General features: G+C 74.1%; 22 protein-coding genes. 7 read left to right on the top strand and 15 right to left on the bottom strand.

Annotated elements, in window-relative coordinates:
- Positions 1-2: 2 nt before the first annotated feature.
- From A3CO_RS0100250 to A3CO_RS0100235, 4 genes are all read right to left on the bottom strand, one after another.
- Positions 3-1142 (bottom strand): ABC transporter substrate-binding protein, encoded by a 1140-nt coding sequence (locus tag A3CO_RS0100250; protein WP_033413229.1) that lies wholly within the window; start codon positions 1140-1142, stop codon positions 3-5.
- Positions 1143-1328: 186 nt separating this feature from the next.
- Positions 1329-1988 carry a luciferase domain-containing protein gene (locus tag A3CO_RS37775; protein WP_157646892.1) on the bottom strand — a complete coding sequence of 220 codons (660 nt, stop codon included), beginning with the start codon at positions 1986-1988 and terminating at the stop codon, positions 1329-1331.
- Positions 1989-2029: 41 nt separating this feature from the next.
- The gene (locus tag A3CO_RS0100240) at positions 2030-3322 is read right to left on the bottom strand and encodes a DUF222 domain-containing protein (RefSeq protein WP_051085788.1); all 1293 of its coding nucleotides are present in this window, start codon (positions 3320-3322) and stop codon (positions 2030-2032) included.
- Positions 3323-3635: 313 nt separating this feature from the next.
- On the bottom strand, positions 3636-3968 hold the full coding sequence (locus A3CO_RS0100235; protein ID WP_018330223.1) for a hypothetical protein: 333 nt from the start codon (positions 3966-3968) through the stop codon (positions 3636-3638).
- 118 nt (positions 3969-4086) lie between these two features.
- Here A3CO_RS0100235 and A3CO_RS0100230 point away from each other — a divergent pair, with 118 nt between their 5' ends.
- A complete protein-coding gene (locus tag A3CO_RS0100230) occupies positions 4087-5163 on the top strand; it encodes a hypothetical protein (protein ID WP_018330222.1) in 1077 nt (358 codons plus the stop codon).
- Between the two features lie 70 nt (positions 5164-5233).
- Here the strand turns inward: A3CO_RS0100230 and A3CO_RS0100225 are convergent, their stop codons facing one another.
- Both A3CO_RS0100225 and A3CO_RS0100220 read right to left on the bottom strand, forming a co-directional pair.
- Complete coding sequence (locus tag A3CO_RS0100225) at positions 5234-6430, bottom strand: fatty acid desaturase family protein (protein ID WP_018330221.1); 1197 nt, start codon at positions 6428-6430, stop codon at positions 5234-5236.
- Positions 6431-6446: 16 nt separating this feature from the next.
- Complete coding sequence (locus tag A3CO_RS0100220) at positions 6447-7574, bottom strand: ferredoxin reductase (RefSeq protein ID WP_018330220.1); 1128 nt, start codon at positions 7572-7574, stop codon at positions 6447-6449.
- A gap of 225 nt (positions 7575-7799) precedes the next feature.
- Here A3CO_RS0100220 and A3CO_RS0100215 point away from each other — a divergent pair, with 225 nt between their 5' ends.
- The 4 genes from A3CO_RS0100215 to A3CO_RS0100200 all read left to right on the top strand — a co-directional run bounded on the left by A3CO_RS0100215 (position 7800) and on the right by A3CO_RS0100200 (position 11104).
- Positions 7800-8294, top strand: coding sequence for a hypothetical protein (locus A3CO_RS0100215; protein WP_018330219.1), 495 nt, complete (start codon positions 7800-7802; stop codon positions 8292-8294).
- Complete coding sequence (locus A3CO_RS38850; RefSeq protein ID WP_018330218.1) at positions 8291-9586, top strand: FHA domain-containing protein; 1296 nt, start codon at positions 8291-8293, stop codon at positions 9584-9586. Before A3CO_RS0100215 ends, A3CO_RS38850 begins: the two co-directional genes overlap by 4 nt.
- 4 nt (positions 9587-9590) lie before the next feature.
- On the top strand, positions 9591-10373 hold the full coding sequence (locus A3CO_RS0100205; RefSeq protein WP_157646891.1) for an FHA domain-containing protein: 783 nt from the start codon (positions 9591-9593) through the stop codon (positions 10371-10373).
- A gap of 230 nt (positions 10374-10603) precedes the next feature.
- Complete coding sequence (locus tag A3CO_RS0100200) at positions 10604-11104, top strand: MarR family winged helix-turn-helix transcriptional regulator (protein ID WP_018330216.1); 501 nt, start codon at positions 10604-10606, stop codon at positions 11102-11104.
- A gap of 15 nt (positions 11105-11119) precedes the next feature.
- Here the strand turns inward: A3CO_RS0100200 and A3CO_RS0100195 are convergent, their stop codons facing one another.
- From A3CO_RS0100195 to A3CO_RS37770, 6 genes are all read right to left on the bottom strand, one after another.
- The gene (locus tag A3CO_RS0100195) at positions 11120-11524 is read right to left on the bottom strand and encodes a hypothetical protein (RefSeq protein ID WP_018330215.1); all 405 of its coding nucleotides are present in this window, start codon (positions 11522-11524) and stop codon (positions 11120-11122) included.
- Between the two features lie 219 nt (positions 11525-11743).
- A complete protein-coding gene (locus tag A3CO_RS0100190; RefSeq protein ID WP_018330214.1) occupies positions 11744-12706 on the bottom strand; it encodes an AraC family transcriptional regulator in 963 nt (320 codons plus the stop codon).
- Positions 12706-13158 (bottom strand): DUF1931 family protein, encoded by a 453-nt coding sequence (locus A3CO_RS0100185; RefSeq protein ID WP_018330213.1) that lies wholly within the window; start codon positions 13156-13158, stop codon positions 12706-12708. Before A3CO_RS0100185 ends, A3CO_RS0100190 begins: the two co-directional genes overlap by 1 nt.
- Positions 13159-13509: 351 nt before the next feature.
- Complete coding sequence (locus A3CO_RS0100180) at positions 13510-14901, bottom strand: WS/DGAT domain-containing protein (protein ID WP_018330212.1); 1392 nt, start codon at positions 14899-14901, stop codon at positions 13510-13512.
- A gap of 119 nt (positions 14902-15020) precedes the next feature.
- A complete protein-coding gene (locus A3CO_RS0100175; RefSeq protein WP_157646890.1) occupies positions 15021-15449 on the bottom strand; it encodes an SsgA family sporulation/cell division regulator in 429 nt (142 codons plus the stop codon).
- A gap of 442 nt (positions 15450-15891) precedes the next feature.
- A complete protein-coding gene (locus tag A3CO_RS37770; protein ID WP_157646889.1) occupies positions 15892-16110 on the bottom strand; it encodes a hypothetical protein in 219 nt (72 codons plus the stop codon).
- Positions 16111-16528: 418 nt separating this feature from the next.
- Here A3CO_RS37770 and A3CO_RS0100165 point away from each other — a divergent pair, with 418 nt between their 5' ends.
- Both A3CO_RS0100165 and A3CO_RS29270 read left to right on the top strand, forming a co-directional pair.
- Positions 16529-17137 (top strand): hypothetical protein, encoded by a 609-nt coding sequence (locus A3CO_RS0100165; RefSeq protein WP_018330210.1) that lies wholly within the window; start codon positions 16529-16531, stop codon positions 17135-17137.
- Between the two features lie 536 nt (positions 17138-17673).
- On the top strand, positions 17674-18063 hold the full coding sequence (locus tag A3CO_RS29270; protein ID WP_018330209.1) for a carboxymuconolactone decarboxylase family protein: 390 nt from the start codon (positions 17674-17676) through the stop codon (positions 18061-18063).
- Between the two features lie 31 nt (positions 18064-18094).
- Here the strand turns inward: A3CO_RS29270 and A3CO_RS0100150 are convergent, their stop codons facing one another.
- From A3CO_RS0100150 to A3CO_RS0100140, 3 genes are read right to left on the bottom strand one after another with little or no spacing between them, the layout of a single operon-like run.
- Complete coding sequence (locus A3CO_RS0100150) at positions 18095-18424, bottom strand: hypothetical protein (RefSeq protein ID WP_018330208.1); 330 nt, start codon at positions 18422-18424, stop codon at positions 18095-18097.
- A 42-nt stretch (positions 18425-18466) separates the two neighbouring features.
- Positions 18467-18799, bottom strand: coding sequence for a YnfA family protein (locus A3CO_RS0100145; RefSeq protein WP_018330207.1), 333 nt, complete (start codon positions 18797-18799; stop codon positions 18467-18469).
- 49 nt (positions 18800-18848) lie between these two features.
- A complete protein-coding gene (locus A3CO_RS0100140) occupies positions 18849-19256 on the bottom strand; it encodes a hypothetical protein (protein WP_018330206.1) in 408 nt (135 codons plus the stop codon).
- Between the last annotated feature and the right edge of the window lie 34 nt (positions 19257-19290).

Here is a 19290-nt window from a genome sequence, read left to right as displayed (position 1 = left end):
GGTCAGCTGCCGGTCGCCGCGGCCCACTGCTGGCTCACGACCTGCTTCGCCGCCGTCTGCTGCGCGTCGGACGGGTACTGCGGCGCTCCCGCCGGAGCCGGCGGCAGCTTCGCGTAGGCGGCCTGGTCGACCGTGCCGTTCTGCACCATGGTCGGCAGCAGGATCGGCCGGGCCGCGCCCTGCAACCAGAGGTTCTGGCCCTCGGTGGAGTACAGGAACTCCTCCCAGAGGCGCGCCGCGGCCGGGTGCGGGGCGGTCGCGTTGATCGCCTGGGAGTAGTAGGCGGCGTACGCGGCGTCGCTCGGGATCGTGACCTTGTAGTTCGGCACCTGCGACTGGACCTGCGAGACCTGCAGGTAGTCCCAGTAGACGAGGATCGGGGTCTGGCCGCTCTGCACGGTGGCGGCGCTGCCCTTCACCGGCACGAAGTTGCCGGTCGCCTTGAGCTGCTTGAAGAAGTCGACGCCGGGCGCGATGTTGTCGAAGTTCCCGCCGTTGGCCAGCGCGGCGGCGTAGACGGCGGCGAAGGCGGCACCGGCCTGCGTCGGGTCGCCGTTGATGCCGACCTGGTTGCGGTACTGCGGGTTGAGCAGGTCCTTCAGGCTCGTCGGCGGCACCGGCACGCGGGCGGGGTCGTAGCCGATCGAGACGTAGCCGCCGTAGTCGGAGAACCAGCGTCCCTGGGCGTCCTTCGCGTTCGCGGGGATCTGGTCGAAGCTCGCCACCTTGTACGGGGCGAGCAGGTTCTGGTTCGCCGCACCGATGGCGAAGGACTGGCCGAGGTCGAGCACGTCGGGGGCGCGGTCCTGGCCCTTGAGCTGGGTGACCGCGTTGATCTCGTCCTGGCTCGACCCGTCGGGGTTCGCGTTGTTGATCTTGATGCCGTACTTGTTCTGGAACGTCTGGATGATGTTCCCGTAGTTCGCCCAGTTGGCCGGCAGCGTGATCGTGTTCAGCTGCCCCTCCGCCTTGGCCGCGGCGACGAGGGCGTCCATGCCGCCCGCCTCCGCCACGGTCGTGGCCTTGGAGGCCTGCGACTCCTGGTTCGACGACGACGACGAACCACAACCGGTCAGGGCGAGGGCGGCCGCCGCCGCGCACGCCACCAGCACCGAGATACGCCTGCTGCGCAGCCGTGACATCCGAGGTCTCCCGAGGGGATGGAAGGAGCCCGCAGTGACGGGCGGGCCGTGTCGTCACCTGGTTTCGCGACAGGCCCGCGCGGACCCTGCTACGCGGAGTTGAACCCGTGGCGCGCCAACCTGCCCGCATCCGCGAACGCGAGGTGAACGGTTGCCCACAACCGGACGTATCGGACAGCGTCTCGGTCACCCCTTCCGGGCCGTCTCGGTCGCGGCCCGCAGGAGGGTGACCACGTGTCCGGCCTCCGTCTCGTCACGCGGCGGGAACAGCAGGGCGTAGGTCCGCGGGAGCCCGCCCCACCCCGCGAGGGGGTGCACGACGCCCCAACCGCGTGCCCGGACCACGTCGAGGTCGGCCGGCGTCAGGACGGCGTGGCAGCTGCCGTCGACCGGGTGGACGTGGGCGATCTCGTCGCCGGTCCCCCACCACAGGGCATCGTGGTGCCGTTCCCACCGACTGGTGGCCATCCGCAGACCCTGCCGCCCGGCCAGGGTCTCGAGCTCCTGCTGCAGCCGGCGGGCGAGTTCGCGCGGGGCCCGCTGGTCGAGCACCCGGTGGGGTACCGGATGGGGCGCCACGCGGGGTCGCGGCGCACCCCGCTCGGGGAGGCGCCCCACGGGCGGTGTCGGCGGCCCGGGGTCTATGCCGCTGCCAGGCGGCGCGGGCAGGAGGGCGACCACCCGCAGGGCACTCACCCGGAGCCACCCCCACGGCGTCGGCGGCAGACCACCGGGCCCCAGGGCGCGCCACGCGTGGAAGTCGCGACGCGCCCAGACCGCTCCGAGCACCACGGTGAGCACCGCGCCGACGAGCCCTGGCACCCGGGTTCCGGTGCGTTCTCCCACGGGGCGACGGTAGTCAGCCGGGCGCCCGCTTCCGAGGTGGCTCATGGTCCGGCTCGGCTGGTGTAGGTGTGGCCGGTCGGGGTGGTGGTCTCGACGGTGTGGGGCTGCTCGCCGAGGCCGTCGTGGACCACGCGGTGGTGCCACCCCGGGAGTTCGTTGTTCTGGTTGTGCCGCTCGCAGTTCCCGCGGCCGTTGCCGAAGCTGGTCGGCCCGCCGGCCTTCGCGCCCTTGATGTGGTCGAGGTGGCGGATCGGGGCGGTGCAGAAGGCTTCACGGCACCAGCCGTGGTCGCGCCAGGTGATGAGCTTGGCGAGGAACCCGTCGAACAGCCGGCGTCTCGGGTCGCCACCGACGAGGGTGCCGTGGCCGGGGTGGGCGAACAGCCGCCGCCACCACCGCCGACCGTTCGAGGTGGCGAGGATGTCGCGGGCGATGCCGCCGGGAACGGGGCCGTGCCCGACGAGTTCGCCGGCGGCGGTGTCGGCGGGGTCGGTGAGCGCGTCGAGGGGCAGCACGATCCCGACCTCGACGTTGACGTCCTCGGCCCGGGCTTGTCCGGTGAGGCGCTCGACGAGGGTGTCCGCGAGGATCTGATCCCGCGACCGGCCGCCGGACTCGCCCGTCCCGATCAGGGTGTCGGCGTGCCGGCGCAGCGCGGCGATGCACGCGACGCCCTGCTCGACGGGCAACAGCCCCGAGAGCACGCTCATGGTGTCCGGTGCCGGCCGCAACGTCACGCGCCGGTCCTTGCGCGCGGTGCGCCCGCGTTGGGTGAACCCGACCGGGTCGGCCTCGTAGGCCAGCTTCTTGATCGCCGCCAAGGCCTGTTTGCGGCCCATGCCGTCGAGGCCGGCGTCGGCGATCTGCTTGTCGACCTGCCCGCGGAGCTCGGGGTGGAGGTGGTCGGTCAGCGACACGATCTGCTCGGCGACGTGCTCGCTGATCTTCCCGGCCACCAACAACGACCGGGTGCAGGGCAGGTCGGTGGCCAACGCCCGTGCCACGTTCAGCCGCCGATCTCCGACGTAGGCGGAGACGTGGGCGGCCAGGGCGATCTGGTCGGCGATGCCGCGGCCGAGCTTCTCGGGGTCGAGGCGGCCGTCGGCGATCTGCTCGACCTGTTCCTCGACCTGGGTACGACCGAAGGTGACGATCGCGGTGTGCTGAGCGGCGGCCAGCGCGGCCCGGGCCTGCTCCAGCAGCGCGATCCGATCTACACACGCCGCGCCACCGTCACCAGCAGGGTCGGTGGGCAGTTCGGCGAGTTCGCCGAGGCGCGCGAGCAACGCGGTCAGCTCCTCGCTGACCGCGTCCACCACCTCGTTCGAACTCATGTTCGCAAGCTAGCAGCGACCCCCGACAATCACGGCCGGCTCCGCAGCCGACGACGCGGCACTGGCGTCAGTGACAGCAGTGACGCATGACTGCCACGCGAGAGGGCGTCCGGGCAGCGCTCGCGGACCTTCGGGCAGCGCCATGCGGGATCGTCCGCCGCGGCTGCCAGCACTCCCTGGCGTCGCCGATGGCGTCGGGACCGGGCGGGGACCGCGATGACGGCTCCGCGGACATCCGGCGAGCAGTGGCAACGAACGACGTGGTGCCGCCCACGGCCCCGTCCCTGCCGTACGGGGGCGACGCCGTCGTGCGTCAGGACCGGGGCGCGGCGGGTCCGCCGGACTCGGGCGTGCCCGGGACCGCACTGCCGTCCGGGGCGTCCTCCGAGGCTCCCGCCGTGGACCCGCCGACCGGCGGCACGAGGAGCCCCGCGCGGTAGTAGACCCACGTGTCGCCTGGCCGGTGCCCGGTGCAGTCGACGTCGGGCACCCGCACCGCCACCGCGGAGGTGCAGACCTCGCCGGTGTCGGCCTCGTGCTGCAGCACCGCCGACGCCACGAACAGCCCGACGATCGCAGCGAGGCCGACCCAGAAGGTGACGACGAAGCCGCCGCAGGACTCGCGGATGCGCTCCCACGTCGTCATGGGTGCTGAGTCTGCCGGACGGGGCGGCCCACGCGACCCGGGCCTCGGCGGCGTCGATCGGGGCCGTGACCGCCCCGGTGGCAGGCTGGCGGCGCACACCGAGGCGAGGGAGATCGGCATGGCCGGACGGGTGACGAGTGACCTGCTGCTGGTGGGCAGCCTGCCCACGCCGTCGGCGGAGGAGGCGTTCCGGGCCGGCGCCGGCCTCGTCGGGCACCTCGTTCCCGCTCTTCCCGACGGCGAGGCGGGTCCCCTCGGGGCCTGGGTGGGTTTCGACCGCACACGGTTGCTCGAACCGCACCCCGACCTCGAGGTGCTCGCCCCCACCGGCTCCCCCACCGGCCGGGCGCGGCACGCCTACGACACCGCCCGGCTGACCGTGCGCGACGGGGTCGACGCGGTGCGGTTCGACGCGTGGCCCCGGGTACCGGTGATGCTGGAGTCGTACGCCCTCTTCCGCCGGCTGCGCGACGAGGGCGTGATCCCGGCCGGCCAGCGGTTCCAGGTCAACTTCCCGTTCCCGTCGAGCGTGTTCACCGCAGCGTTCAAGGACCACTACGCCCGGGACTGGGCGGTCGTCGGACCCGCCCTGGAGGACCTGACGCGACGCTCGATCGACGAGGTGCTCGCCACCGTCCCGGCGCACGACCTCGCCCTGCAGTTCGACGCGGCGTACGAGGTGCTCGACAACGAGCAGGTCCTCGGCTGGACCGAGGGCGGTCCCGAGGGCGCGTGGGACCGCTTCGCGGGGCCGTGGTCCCGGCTCGCGCCGCACGTGCCGACCGAGGTCCTGCTCGGCCTCCACCTCTGCTACGGCACCTTCCCGGAGTGGCCGATGTACGAGGCCCGGGACATGGGCCTCCTCGTGCGGATGGCGAACCACGCCGCCGCGAACGCCGGCCGCCCGCTGGACTGGCTGCACCTCGCCGGGCCGCGCTACCTGCGCAGCGAGGACGCGTCGTTCTTCGCACCGCTCGCCGACCTGAGCGTGCCGGAGACGCGGGTCTTCCTGGGCATCGTGCTGCCGCTCGACGGCGAGCCCGGGCTGCGCCGCCGGCACGCCACCGCGTCGCGGTTCCTCGACGACTTCGGGGTCGCGATGTACTGCGGCTTCGGGCGGCAGCCGGGCCAGGACCCGGCCGAGACCCTGCGCGAGCACGCCGCGGTGGTGACGGCCGTGCTCGGCCGGTCCTGAGTCGCCGGGCGGACGCGAACGACACCGCCGCCCCTCGGGGCGACGGTGCCGTGTCGGTCACCTCAGGAGGTCACGCCGCGACCGGCGTCTCCTGCGTCGCCCGACGGGCGTCGGCCTCGGCGGCCGGGGTGCTGGTCGCGTGCTCGCGGGTCAGCCCCTCCGACTCGTGGGCCTGCTGCTCGGCCGCGAACTTCTTGTTCGGCAGCGCGAGCCGCCAGATCCTGCGGATCGACTTCCAGAACTGCTTCGGGAACGGCCCGATGTTGTAGGGCAGGTCGTACTTCGCGCAGATCTCCTTGACCCGCTCCGCGATCTCCGGGTACCGGTTCGACGGCAGGTCGGGGAAGAGGTGGTGCTCGATCTGGTAACCGAGCGAGCCGGACATGACGTGCATCAGCCGGTTCCCGGTGAAGTTCGCCGAGCCCAGGAGCTGACGCAGGTACCACTCACCCTGCGTCTCGTTCTCCAGCTGGTCCTCGGTGAAGACCTCGGCGCCGTCGGGGAAGTGCCCGCAGAAGATGATCGCGTAGGACCACACGTTGCGGATGAGGTTCGCCGCCATGTTCGCGGTCAGCGTCGTGATGAACTGCGGCCCGGTCAGCAGCGGGAAGAGGATGTAGTCCTTCCCCATCTGCTTGCGCATCTTGCGCCCGACCTGCTCGAGCTTGGCCTTGAACTCCTCCGGGTCCTGGATGTCCCGGCGCAGCAGGCCCTCGATGTCGAGGTCGTGGATGGCCACCCCGTGCTGGAAGAGCAGCATGAGCAGGGTGTTGAACACCGGCTGCCCGAGGTTGACCGGGTTCCACTTCTGGTCCGAGGTGACCCGCAGGATCTCGTAGCCGACGTCCTTGTCCTTGCCGAGGACGTTCGTGTACGTGTGGTGCAGGTAGTTGTGCGAGTGCTTCCACTGCTCGGCGGGGCAGACGTTGTCCCACTCCCACGTGGCCGAGTGGATCTCCGGGTCGTTCATCCAGTCCCACTGGCCGTGCATGACGTTGTGGCCGATCTCCATGTTCTCGAGGATCTTGGCCACGCCGAGCAGGGCGGCGCCCGCCATCCAGAGCGGCGGCACGACGCTGCCGAACAGCGCCGTGCGGCCCGCGATCTCGATGCGGCGCTGGGTCTTGATGATCGACCGGATGTACTCCTCGTCGGCCGCACCGCGCGTCGCCTCGACGTCGCGGCGGATCTGGTCGAACTCCTCGCCGAGGGCCTCGACGTCGGCCTCGGTCAGGTGGGCGAATTCCTTGATGTCGGAGATGGCCATGGTGGTGGCTCCTCTCTTACAGGTCGACGGTGCAGTCACCGGATGCGGCGGTGACGCAGGTCTGGACGGTGCGGGTGGACTGGTCGGTGTCGGCGACGCGTGACTCGGTGCCGTCGCGCAGGTCGCGGACCGCGCCGCTGCTCAGGGGCGCGACGCAGGTGTGGCAGATGCCCATGCGGCAGCCGAAGGGCATCGGGATGCCGGCCTGCTCGCCGGCCTGGAGGACGGTCGTGGCGCCGTCGGTCTCGACGGTGCGGCCGCTGCGGGCGAACGTGATGGTCCCGCCCTCGGCGGAACCCGAGAACGAGGCCGCGAACCGCTCGAGGTGCAGGGCGTCGGCGAGGCCGGCGTCCGCGAACGCCCGCTCGGCGTCGTCGAGCATCTCGGCCGGACCGCAGGCCCAGGTCTGCCGCCCGCGCCAGTCGGGCACGACCTCGTCGAGCCCGGCGGGAATGCGGAGGTGGCCCACGAGCTCGTCCCCCGTCGCTCCGCTCGCCCGATCGCGGGTGTGGCGCTGCACGATCCGCCACGTCGGGTGGCGGCGCGCGAGCAGGTCGAGCTCGTCGGCGAACAGGGTCCGGTCGGCATCGGGCGCGGAGTGCACGAGCACCACGTCCTCGCCGCCGTCGGGACGACGGTCGAGCGAGCGGAGCATCGCCATGACCGGCGTGATCCCGGAGCCCGCCGTCAGGAAGAGGACCTTCGACGGGAGCGGGTCGGGCAGGACGAACTCGCCGGCCGGAGGGGCGAGGCGCACGACGGTGCCGGGTGCGACGCCCGAGACGAGGTGCTGCGAGGCGAACCCGTCCGGCATGGCGCGGACGGTGATCACGAGGCGCTTGCCGTCGCGCGAGGGCGGCGTGGTCAGCGAGTACGAGCGCCACACGAAGCGCCCGTCGATCGCGACCCCGATGCCGATGTACTGACCGGCGGCGTGCGGGAAGTCCCAGCCCCAGCCGGGCTCGACGACCAGCGTCGCCGCGTCCTCGGCCTCGGGGGTGACGCTGACGATCCGGCCTCGCAGCTCACGGGCGGACCACAGCGGGTTGATCAGGGTCAGGTAGTCGTCGGGCAGCAGCGGCGTGGTGAGGCGGGTCGCCAGGTCACGCAGGCGCCGGACGCGTGGTGAGAGTGCGGCCGTCACGGGGTCTCCTCTGCCGGTGAAAACTTCTAGGTACCAGAAGTACCGGACACCGGCGGTAACCGCTACCCACGGTACCGAATCAACCGCACGATCCGGCTCACAGTCGTCGGTGTGCGCCCGCTCACGCGTCGTCGGGGAGCTCGGTAATTAGTTCCCGACGACGGGTCCCCGCGGCCCTCCCCGCGTCGGTTCACTCCTGGGTGACCGCTTCACAGAGGAGGACGCGTGACGCTCGTGGATCTCGTGGTGCTCGCCGTCGTCGCCCTCGCCGCCTGGCGCGGATGGCGTCGCGGTGGGACGTCCCTGGTGCTCTCGCTGGCCGGGGCCGTCGTCGGGGTGATCGTGGGCGCAGCGGTCGCGGGGTGGTGGGACGCGGCGTCCACGCCGCTGCTGATCGCCTGCGTGCTGGTGGCCGGGCTGGTCGGCCTGGGCCTCGGACGCCGACTGGCCGACACGCTCGCCGCGCGGGCGAACGGCCGCTACGCCCGCCCGGTGCTCGTCGACCGGGCCGTCGGGGTGGTCGCGCACGGCGGGCTGGCGCTCGTGGTGTGCGTGCTGATCGGCGCGGCCGCGATGGCGATCGGCCCGGCGTGGGCCGGTCGGGCGGCGGCGGACAGCGGCGTCCTGACGACGGCCGCGAACCACCTCCCGACCCCCGCGCAGGTCGCCGGCCAGGTGCCGGGACTGGAGCGGGTCACCGCCATCGGGTCGGACCGATGACCAGGACCCGGCTGGTCGCGATCGGCACCGTCGCGGCGCTCCTGATCCTCTGGTGGACCACGGGCTCGCTGCTGGTCGCGGTGCTCATCGTCGTGCTGGTCGCGCTCGCGGCCGGGCTCGCCATGGTCGTCTCGGCCTGGGCGCGCCCGCGTCCGGAGCCGCTGCCCGCTCCCCCGTCGACCACCGCCACCGTCGACCTCAGCGTCCCCCCGACGACGGGCGCCCCGGTCCGCCGCGCCCTGCGCGCGCTGCTGGCCCGGCCGTGGGTGCACGGCGACGGCCTGCTGCGGGTGACCGCGGAGCGCCTCGACGGCGAGGACGCCCTGGTGTGGACCCCGCGCGGCCAGCAGGTCGCGGCGCCGCACCTGTGGGTGGAGTGGAACCCGGTCGACGGCGCCGAGGTCGCCCAGCGCCGCCCGCTCGAGGCGCTGGCCCGCGAGCTGGCCGAGGGCTATGTGGAGCACGGCCGCGAGCACGGGGTGCGCCGCCTCGCCGAGCGGACCTGGGTGCACCTGCTGGTCTCCGACGACGTGCCGCTCGGTCGCGTCGTCGTCACCGCGGCGTTCTCCGAGCCGCAACAGACCCCCGTCGCCGCTGCGTGCGCGACGACGGCGGTCCCTCTCGCCCCGGCGCGGGGAGCGGGAGGGGTCCCGGCCCGGTCCGGGCCGGGCGCCGGGTGGGACGGGCGGGGCAGCGGCCCCGTCCCACCCGGGTCCGGGGGCGGGAGGCGCGCCCCCGGACCACCGCGCCTGCCCGTGCCCCGGGCCGGCGAGCGGGCCGAGCCGCCGACGGCGGCCGTGGTCGACGGGCCCCGGCCGAGCCCGGGCCCGCGCCGGGTACGACCGGCCGTCGGGAACCGCGGCCTCGCCGCCCTCGCGACCCGGGTGACCGGGGCGGTGCCGGCGTTGCGCACGCTCGTCGTCGGGACCCGACCGCGGGCGGTGCTCGTCGTGGAGGACGCGGCCGGCGCGCAGCTCTCGGACACCGAGCTGACGGGGTCCGTCGAGCTGGGGCGCGACCCGGCCGCGGAGGTCGTCGTGGAGCATCCCGGCGTGTCGTGGCGGCACCTGCGGCTGGCGCCGGACCGCTCGGGCGGATGGACCGCGACGGACCTGGGCTCCACCAACGGCACCCGCGTCGACGGGCGACGCATCGAGGGCCCGACCCCGCTGCCGCCCGGCGCGGAGATCGGCCTCGGGACCGACGGCCCCCGGCTGCGCCTGCTGGCGCGGGAGGTCACGGCGGAGGCGAGGCCGGCCACGACGACGCAGGTCGTCGCCCGGGGATACTGATCGCGTGCGGCTGCCGGGCGCGGGACGTCTCCCCATGGGCGGGTTGGCGCTGCTCGACGTCCGCACCGAACGCCGCCTCTCGGTCCCGTGGGGCGAGACGGCGACAATCGGGCGCAACGCCGCGAGCGACCGGCACGTCGAGGTCGACGACGACCAGGTGTCCCGGGTCGCCGCGGAGATCGAGATCCGGGACGACGCCTACCTCGTCATCAACCGGCAGCGCCACGGCGGCCAGCTGACCCTCGTGGTGCCGGGCGTGGCCGGACAGGACCGGATCCGGGCGGGCAACGGGCTGCTCGTCCGCGACTCGCGCGCCTCGCTCGGGCTGTGGCTGGCGGACGGCCGCGAGGTGACGCTCGCGCTGCTGGCGTTCGCGCCGACCGCCGCGGCGGCCGACCGGGACGACCTCGCGGGCGGCCGCACCGTCAACGCCGCGCTGCCCACCGACGAGACGTGGTGGTCGGTCCTCGTCGCCGCGTGCGGCCCGACCCTCATCGCCGCCGCGCTCAGCCCCGACGGCGTCGCCCGGGATGTCCACGGGGACGCCGACCAGATCGCCGGCTGGCACCGCGCCTCCGGACGGCCGGTGCCCAGCCCGAAGACCCAGAGCGAGGCGTTCCGCCACGCCCAGCGCTGGCTGCGCGGGGTGCGGCTCAACGACAAGACCCGGGGGTGGCGGGTGGCCGTCGTCGACCAGGTGATCGGGCTGCGCCTGGTGACCCTCGACGACGTCCGACGGCTGTTCCCGGCCGAGATCCCGGTCCCGCTGGCGTCCCGTCCGTCCTGACGGTTCGCGGCGCGTCCCGCGAGTTCGCTCGCCCGCAACGGGGGTGACGTCGTAGCGTGCTCAACCAGAGTCGCGTCACGCGACGTGAAGGGGGGGTGCGTCACCGTCCACGCCGGACGGGTGACGCGCAGTACGCGTCGGTAGGAGGACGCGGTCGGTCTTCACCACCGAGGACGACTCCTCGTGACCGCCCGCGTCGCCACCCGACGCCTGGGGGAACGAGGACGAGAATGACCGGGAACGACGACCCGACCACCGCTGCCGCGGGGCGACCCACGACACCGGAGCGGCTGCGCGGGGCGCCGGGCTTCCTGTCGCGGCGGCTGTACCAGGCCTATTCGGCGGCCTGGCTGCGACACGTCGACACCACGCTGACCGGCCCGCAGTTCGCGGTGCTCACCGCGGTACGCGAGTACCCGGACGTCGACCAGGGGTCCCTGGCCGCGTGCGTGGCACTCGACCGCTCGACCATGGCCGACGTCTGCAAGCGGCTCGAGGACCGCTCGTTGATCCGCCGGGACACCGCACCGTCGGACGGGCGGCGCAAGCTGCTGTCCCTGACCGACCAGGGCGCCACGCTGTTCGACGACGTCAGCGCCAAGGTCGCTCGACTGCACGCCGAGCTCATGGGCGTCCCGGACGGGGCGTCCGACGGCGACGGGGAGTTCGCGGCCCTGCTCGCCGAGCTGGACCGGCTCGCCGAGCGCTGGGAGAAGGTGGCCGAGGGGTAGCCGGCCCGGCCGCCGTCACTGGGCGCCCGCGCACCCGGTCTCGCCGGGCGGTGCTCGGAACGGGTCGGAGGCGTGGGCGTCGAGGACACGGCCGGCCCGCGAGCGCAGCTCGCAGGCCACGGCGCTGCCCTCGGGAGCGTCGGACGGGCCCGACACCCGCGCCCACAGCCAGTTGCCGCGGGCGTACGGGACGGTGACCACGGCCGCCGGTCGCTCGGGGGACAGCTCGACCGGCGTCGCGTCGACGCCCTCCCCGACCAGCCCGGACGGGGTCCGCTGACGGGTGTCGAACCAGACGGTCATCGGCCGGTCGGTCACCGCCGAGACGACCAGGGTCATCGGCGGTCCCACGGCGGCGGCGTCGGCGCTGCACCCGCTCAGCAGGCACGCTCCGGCGCCGCACGCCGCGACGAGTCCCACGATCCTGGTCCCTGTCCTGCGCACCCGGGCCTCCGCCTCGCCGTCGTCACCGTCGGTTCGTCACCGTGGCGTCCCGTCGGCGGCGGGGCATCGGCTCGCCGGGGCACATCCGGGCCCGGACCTTCCACCCGGAGGGCCGAGTCCGGGACGGCCGTTCGCCCGTCAACAGGCGTCGTCCACCCCCGGCTGGCGGCCTGACCGGTGCTGTGGCAGAGCGGATCAGGCGTAGGCGGGGCCCCGCAGGGTCTGGGCCGGCGGGCGGCCGAAGCGCGAGCCGTAGGCCGCGGAGAACGCCCGCGGCGGGAAGCCCCATGACCTCGCCACCGCGTCCACCGTGGTCTCGTCGGGCCGGTGGGACTCCAGGTCGCGGTGTGCCCGGGCCATCCGGACGCGGTCGACGTCGTCGCGGGGCAGCACGTCCCGGTGGCGTCGCCAGCATCCCTGCAGGGCGAGCACGCTGAGTCCGGCGCGCGCCGCGAGGCTCGTCGCGGTCAGCGGCAGCTCGGGGTGGGCCTCGATCAGGTCGAGCCCCTCGCGGATCGGGTGCGGCCCCCAGCTCGGGACCGGCGCGTCGAGAGCCTCGCGCTCCGGGTGCTCGGTCAGGTGCAGCAGCCCGACCAGCACCGCGGCGTACAGCGGCTCCGCGCTCAACGGGTTCGCCAGGACGGCGGCGGGGTCGGGGCCGGGCGCGCCGACCGACCGGACCACGGACGTCCAGGCCGATCCGCCCGCCGTGCCCGGGACCGTCGACGGCCGGAGCCGGAGTGGTCGAGCCACCGTCCGCCCGAGGAGCGCCTCCAGCGCGTCCTCGAGCGCGTCCGGCTCGATCCGCACGATCACGACGTGGGTGTCGTCGCGCGTCGTCATCGCGACCTGCTCGAACGGCGTGACGACGACGGCCCGCCCCGGTCCGAGATCGAGCTCGCGACGGTGGTGATCGGCGCGGACCGGCCCCCGCACCGGCAGCCCCACCCGGTAGCCCGCGTCCTCGTCGACCCGGATGCGGGTGCCCTCGGAACACCGCACGTCCTCCAGGGCCAGCGGGCCGTGGGCGATCCGGTGCAGGTGCAGGGCGAACCGGTCGCGTGGGGCGTGGACGAGGCGCACCGCCCCGGTGAGGTGCTCCTCGGCGCGGCGTGGGTCGGTCTCGTGGACGTCGGAGGACCGGGGACCGGTCGCCATCAGAACACCAGGCGGAAGATCGTGGTCACCCGGTCCCAGTGCTCCGTCCCGGGATGGACGACCTCGGGATCGACCTCGCGGAAGGTCCGCGCGAGCGCGACGGCGAGCCCGCCGAAGAGCTCCACCAACACGTCCTCGGTCTCCTCGGAGAAGGTCACGTCGCCGGGTGGGCGACGGATGGTCGGCGCGAGCAGGCCCCGGATCTCGCCGGCCTCCTCGAGCCCGTCGAACTCACGCATCCGCTCCTGGAGCCCCGTCGGCACGGGGAGGTCCTGCGGGGCGATCACGTCGCGGCCGTTCCACGTGGCGGCGTTGCGACCGGCGATCGCGAGGTCGTCGACGAGGTCGTCGATGAAGGCCCGGAACCGCTTGACGTCGTTCCGGTCGATCTTGACGCGGCCGACGGAGCGGAAGAAGCGTTGGAAGAGCGGGACACCCGCAGGAACGGTCATGTCAGCTCCTGCCGACGGCTCGGGTGAGGGACCCGCGCGCGGGGTGCCGGCACGGACCGGGATCGACACGCGTCATGAGGGACACCTGGAGTTCCTGGGTGGCTCGGCGGTCGGGGCCGGTCGCCCCGACCGCGGGCCACCACGGTCACACCGGTGTGCCGCCTGGCGAACCGGTCCGGCAGCGGAAATCCCGGCGGCCCTCCTGGACCCGGCGGGTCGGTCCGTCCGCCCGACCGGGCATGGCACCGGGCCCGTCCGGCCGACCAGCGGTCGACGCGGCCGCTCCCTCCCGGCGGCCCCGGCGTCCGGCCCTCGGACGCGGGCGATGGGGGCCGACGGTGTCCGCCGAGATCAGCGGACGCGGTCGAGTTCTTCGTCCAGCAGTCGGGTGAAGCGGTCGATCCCGCCCGCGCGGTCGAGGACGCCCGCATCGCCCGCGACACCGAGGCGCAGCCGCCCGGCGTAGCTGAGGATGCTGACGCCGAGAGCGAGCCGACCGGTGCAGGGCACCCAGAACAACATGTCGCGGATCGGGGCTCCGGCGACCGACAGCTCGGCGACCGGGCCCGGGACGTTGGAGATGACCACCGACGAGGTGCCGGCATACCGCTGCACGAGGCCCTGGGTACGGCGCGGGGAGAGCAACCCGCCGCCCGCGATCCCCATGTAGGTGACGAGTGCCTGGTCCGTCCGTTTGACGGCCGCCATCGTGCGGTTCATCTGCCGGACGCGACGCGCGGGGTCCTCCTCGTCGGTCGGCAGCGACGGCAGGGCGAGGCCCACCTCGTTGCCCAACCGCGCGGAGATGGCCCGGTCCATCGGACGCAGGTTGGTCGGCACGACCGCGCGCAGTCGTGGGACGGGGACACGGTCCTGCCCGTCGTCGGCGTCGGCGAGGAACGTGCGCAGGGCGCCCGCCACCGCGGCGCAGAGCACGTCGTTGACGCTCCCGCCGTCGCGCTTGCCCGCGCTCTTCACCGCCGGTAGTTCGAGCGAGGAGGTCCAACGGACCACCTTCACCGGCCCGATCGGCTCTTGGAGCAGCGTGCGCGCGTCACGGTGGGGGCGGCCGAGCAGGGCCGCCCCACGCCGGACCGCCCGGACGGTACGAGCGAGCTCCCCGCGACGGCCGGCCAGCGCCTCCCTCGCCTGGGCGCCCAGGGATCTACGCCGCTCGCGTGCCGTTCGCCGGAACACCCGCAGGTCCCCCTGCCCGGGCAGCTCCACCGGGTCGGCGCGGTACGCCACCGGGGTGTCGTCGCCGGGATCGCCGTCGGCGAGGACGTGGAAGAGGTGGTTCATGGCGACGCCGTCGCCGAGCCCGTGGTGCAGCGCGACATGGATCGCGCTGCGTCCCGAGCGACCGGTGAGGACCGTCAGCCGCCACCACGGTCGATCGGCCGGGAGCGGCTCCGACAACGCCCGGCCGATGGCGGCCGCCACGGCCCGGTCCTCGTCGGGCTCGGCCCGGTCGAGCTCCCCGACCCGGACGTGGGCGGCCAGGTCGACGTCGTGGTCCTGCCAGCGCACCGGTCCGAGTCGCCCCGGGCCCCACACCGGACGCTGTCGCAGCCCGGGGTAGCGCGGGAGCCACCGCTCCCGGACCCGATCCCGCAGCACCTCGATGTCCACCGGGCCGTCGCACCACAGCGCCCCGTGCACCACCACGCTGTTGTTGTCGCGCTCGAGCTGCAGCCAGGCGGTGTCGATCCCCGAGCCCCACCGCCAGTGACGTCGCGTCACCGCACCCCCCTCGAACGAGGTACCGACGGTACCGCTCCAACCCCGTTCGGCCTGCGGTGGGCCTTCCGCCGCTCCCCGGGTGCTGGGCCCTCCGGCGCCGGACCCGGCCGCCGCGCACCTCACCCCGTTCCGGACCTCCACGTGGGCGGGGCGAGCAGCAGCATCGTGACGGTGTGGTCGAGGTCGAGCCACTCGTGCTCGGCGCCGAAGGCGATGAGTTCCTGGGTGCGGGTCAGGTAGTCGCGGAGTTCGGTGTAGGGCGCGTGGAACACGGCACGCCCGCCGGGCGACAGCAGTTCGATCTCGACGACCCGTGCGGGCACGGTCGTGTCGAGGGGGCGGATCCGGACGTCGCCCTCACCGACGGCCTCGATCAGGCCCTGGGCGAGGAGCCCACGGGAGAACCGCCACACGACCTCACGGGAGTGCAGGGTCTGGAACGCGAGCGCGATCGCGTAGGGGTCCGGCCCGACGAAGCGCAGTTCGACCTGGGCCCACACCGGGGGGCGGTGGGCGCCCACGAGTTCGAGGACGACGGGACAGCGCACGGAGACGTCGCGACGCATCGCACGGCCTTTCACGGAAGAACGTCTGGTCGAGAGGCGACCGCTGCACCGGGGCAGGAGGCCGCAGAAGAGCCGGCGGCGACCACGCGCGGGGCGTCACCCTGCGGATCCGCGTCGAGTGGCGCGATGAGCCGCCCCCTCGTACGGCCCATCGCCGACAGCGGTCAGCGAGCGGCCCCACGCGTGGTCACCCTGGGCCGACCGACCGCGCGACGAGCAGGAGCTCCGGGCCGGTCGACCGGTCCGTCGGGACGGGCTCGCGCCACGTGGTTCCCGCCCGTCGGTCCCTCACTGCGTGTCGGTCACGCTGCACGCAGGAGCACGCCAGGCGTCGTGGGCAGGCCGGTCCCGAAGAACTGACCGAGATTCGGTCGCACGATCCCCACCCGCGGACAGCCGATGGCGGACGGCGCGCGCCGAGGTCTCAGTCGGGCCCGATGGCGACCTCGGGGAACCACCACGTCCGACGCCGCGCGCAGGCACCCAGCGCCAGCGCGGTCAGGACCACCGGCAGGGCCAGCGGGTCGGCTAGCAGCCCGGGCAGGATGCTCGCCCCGGAGCCGGCACCGCCGGGCGATCCGGCCGGGGACGCGGGCGCAACGGGATCCCCGGGAACGGGCGCACCGGGCGCCCGCTGTGCCACCGGGCCGGAGGCCGGCTCGGTGAGGGACCACGGGACGCTCCGTGAGCCCGGACCCGCCGGCCCGACCAGGGTGGCTCCCGGAGGAACCGATGGGAGTGCGAGGCCACCGGGAAGAGCCGGCAGCGGTGCCACGCCGCAGGCCGCCGGACGGGCGGCGCTCGCGCCCGTCAGGCCGGGGACGGTCGCCGTCGCCGTCGCGGCTCCCAGGGTTCGGCTCACAACCAGCCCGACCGGGGCCTCCTGCGACAGACCGATCGCCCGTCCGGCGACCACGCCCACCGACCCCGTCAGCGCCGTCACGGCGGGGGTCAGGCTCGTGACCGGCTGGACGAGACTGCCGCCGGTCCGGGCGAGCGCTCCCTCGACATGGACGAGTGCGGGCGCCACGGCGTCGACCGGGGCGAGGACCGTTGGCGCTGTGGACGGCACGTTCGTCACCGACGTCGTCACCGTGGTGACCGGGGCGAGGAGCGAGGGCGCTGCGGACGGCACGTTCGTCACCGACGTCGTCACCGTGGTGACCGGGGCGAGGACCGTTGGCACGGAGGACGGCACGTTCGCCACCAACGTGGTCACCGTGGTGGCCGGCGCGCGCACCCGGTCGAGGGTGGACGTGATCGTCGTCAGGGGGACCGGGATCGCAGGCGCACGGCCGCCGGGCCGCACGGACGCCGGGAGCGCTGACGTCGCTGCGTTCGCGACGGCCGACGTCGCTGTGGTCAGCGCCGGGCCGCGGGTCGCCGACGACCGCGGCACGACCGTCTCGAGGTCGACGACGGGAGCCGGGGACGTCGGGGCCGTCGTCCGCACCGAGCCGACGGAGGTGCCGGACGTCGTCGTGGCGGACCGCGTCGTACCGGACGCCGTCGTGCCCGACGTCGTCGTGGCGGCCCGCGTCGTGCTGGACGTCGTCGTGGCGGCCCGCGTCGTGCTGGACGTCGTCGTGGCGGACCGTGTCGTACCGGACGTCGTCGTACTCGACGACGTTGTCGACGACTTGACGGAGGTCGCATGCCCCGCAGACTGACCCGAAGACGTGCCCGACGTCGCCGGGCGGGAGGTCGATCGGTCCGGGGTCGCGTGGCTGGAGCCGGCCTGACCCGAGGCACTGGACGTGCCGGACGCGGAGCCGTTGCCGCCCGGGTTCCCCCCGCCCTGAGAGGCCTGGGCGGCACCGGCGAACAGGAGGCCTGCCAGGAGGAATCCGACCAGCAGTCCACCGAGGAGGACGACGCGGCGGAGCAGACGCGCGAGCGGCGTCGGGTCGTCCTCCTCCACGACTCCCGCCCCCTCCCGATGCGCCGGCGATCCTCAGGCCGCAGGCCGATCGTCACCTCGGCCAGGAACCGCTACCCGCGTCGTCGGGACGCCGAACCTCTTCCGGGGGACGAGGACCGCTGCATATACGTTGAGTGACGACAACCGTACATTTCGCAGTGGGCATGTGGCTGTAGTCCGTACGGAGGCGCCGATTTCCGGACGGCCTACACGCGGGGCGGGACGTGGCCCCGATGCACCTCCACCTGGGACGCTCGACCGGCCACGGTCGAGAGGAGCAGAGCGATGCCGTCCGAGGATGCGACGACCGATGCCACCGCGTGGGAGTGGGCCTACACGCAACTGTTCGGGACCGTACCGCCGCTGCCGGCGGCCAAGCTGCGCTTCCTCGGCGACGTCGCGCCGGCCGCGCTCGACCGGGTGGAGAAGCTCCGGGCCGGCGCCTTCTTCGACGAGACCCTCGACCCGAAGACCGTGCAGCTGCTGCTGTTCGCGATGCTGCTGGTGCAGGGTTCGGGTCCGGCCCGCTGGCACGCCCTCGCCGCGCGGCGGGCCGGCGCCGCCTGGGAGGAACTGGCCGCCGTGGTCGACCTCGCGACCGCGGTCTCGGCGCTCGGCCCCTCCAACCTCGGCGGGCAGGTGCTGGAGGAGCTCCGCCGCGACGAGGACAGCTGACACCCGCGGCGGTCGCCCCACGCGCGACGAGCTACCGCGGCGTCACCGGCCCCTGCCGGGCCGCGGAGGTGCTGCCGGACCCGTCGACCCGGGCCAGCTCCGCGGCCTCGGCCGCGGCGACCTCCTGGCGGTGCGCCCGCATCAGCAGCAGCCCGATACCGGAGATCCCGGTGATCATCAGCAGGATCACCGCCACGAGATAGGGCAGCCAGCCGTCGCTCACCAGCGCGAAGGTGAGCACGTACGCGGCGGCGAGCGCGGCCAGCGGGAACGTGAGCCGGAACAGGAAACGGTTCCGGTCGGTGTCCGGCGGGGGCCACGTGATCCGGCCGGCGAGACGGCCGAGGAGCTCCGCGAGCATGGTGTGACGGTACGCGCCCCGACTCCCGCCCCCGCCGTGGGCTCAGACGCCGCGCGGGGCATACATGATCACGGCGACGCCGGCCAGGCAGAGTAGCGCGCCGAGCACGTCGAACCGGTCGGGCCGGTAGCCGTCGAGCACCGCGCCCCAGGCCAGCGACCCGGCGACGAACACCCCGCCGTAGGCCGCGAGCACCCGGCCGAACGTGGCGTCGGGCTGCAGCGTCGCGACGAACCCGTAGGCCGCGAGGGACACGATCCCGACCGCGATCCACACCCACCCGCGGTCCTCCCGGACGCCCTGCCACACCGCCCACGCCCCGCCGATCTCGGTGACGGCGGCGAACAGGAACAGCAGGACCGACCGGAGCGTCACGGGTCTCCCGCACGTGCGCAGCGAAGGTCGCCGTCCCGACCGTTCCTGCTCACCTGCGCTCCGCGCACACCATCCGCGCCCGCGTCACCTGCCCCCGCTTGACCGCGGTCAGGGTCACGACGACGAGCTCGGTCGGCTTTCCGGTCGCCGCGCCGGGGAGCAGCCAGGGCAGCTCGCGGTCGTGGGTGAAGGTGAAGACCTCCTCGTCGACCACGCGGAACCGGTCGCCGGTCCGGGAGCTCCGGCGCACCGTCAGGTCTCCGGGCAGCACCACCTGCCCGGTGACGAACCGGTCGATCTCGGCCGCCCCGCTGGCACCGGCCCCCGACGGCAGGACGTCGAAGGTCGCGTCCTCGGTCAGCAGGTGTGCGACCGGGCCGGCGGCCCGGACGGCCGTGTGCAGGGCGTCGTGGACCCGCTCCACGGCGATCATGAGGTCCTGCACCGCCTTGGTCACGTCCCCACGGTGCGCGAGGGGCGCACCGTGGGCA

Origin of the sequence: Actinomycetospora chiangmaiensis DSM 45062 (assembly GCF_000379625.1) — a bacterium.
In the GTDB taxonomy this organism is placed as follows: domain Bacteria; phylum Actinomycetota; class Actinomycetes; order Mycobacteriales; family Pseudonocardiaceae; genus Actinomycetospora; species Actinomycetospora chiangmaiensis.
The sequence above is the reverse complement of the archived record's forward strand: the minus strand, read 5'-3'. Positions and strand labels throughout refer to the sequence as shown.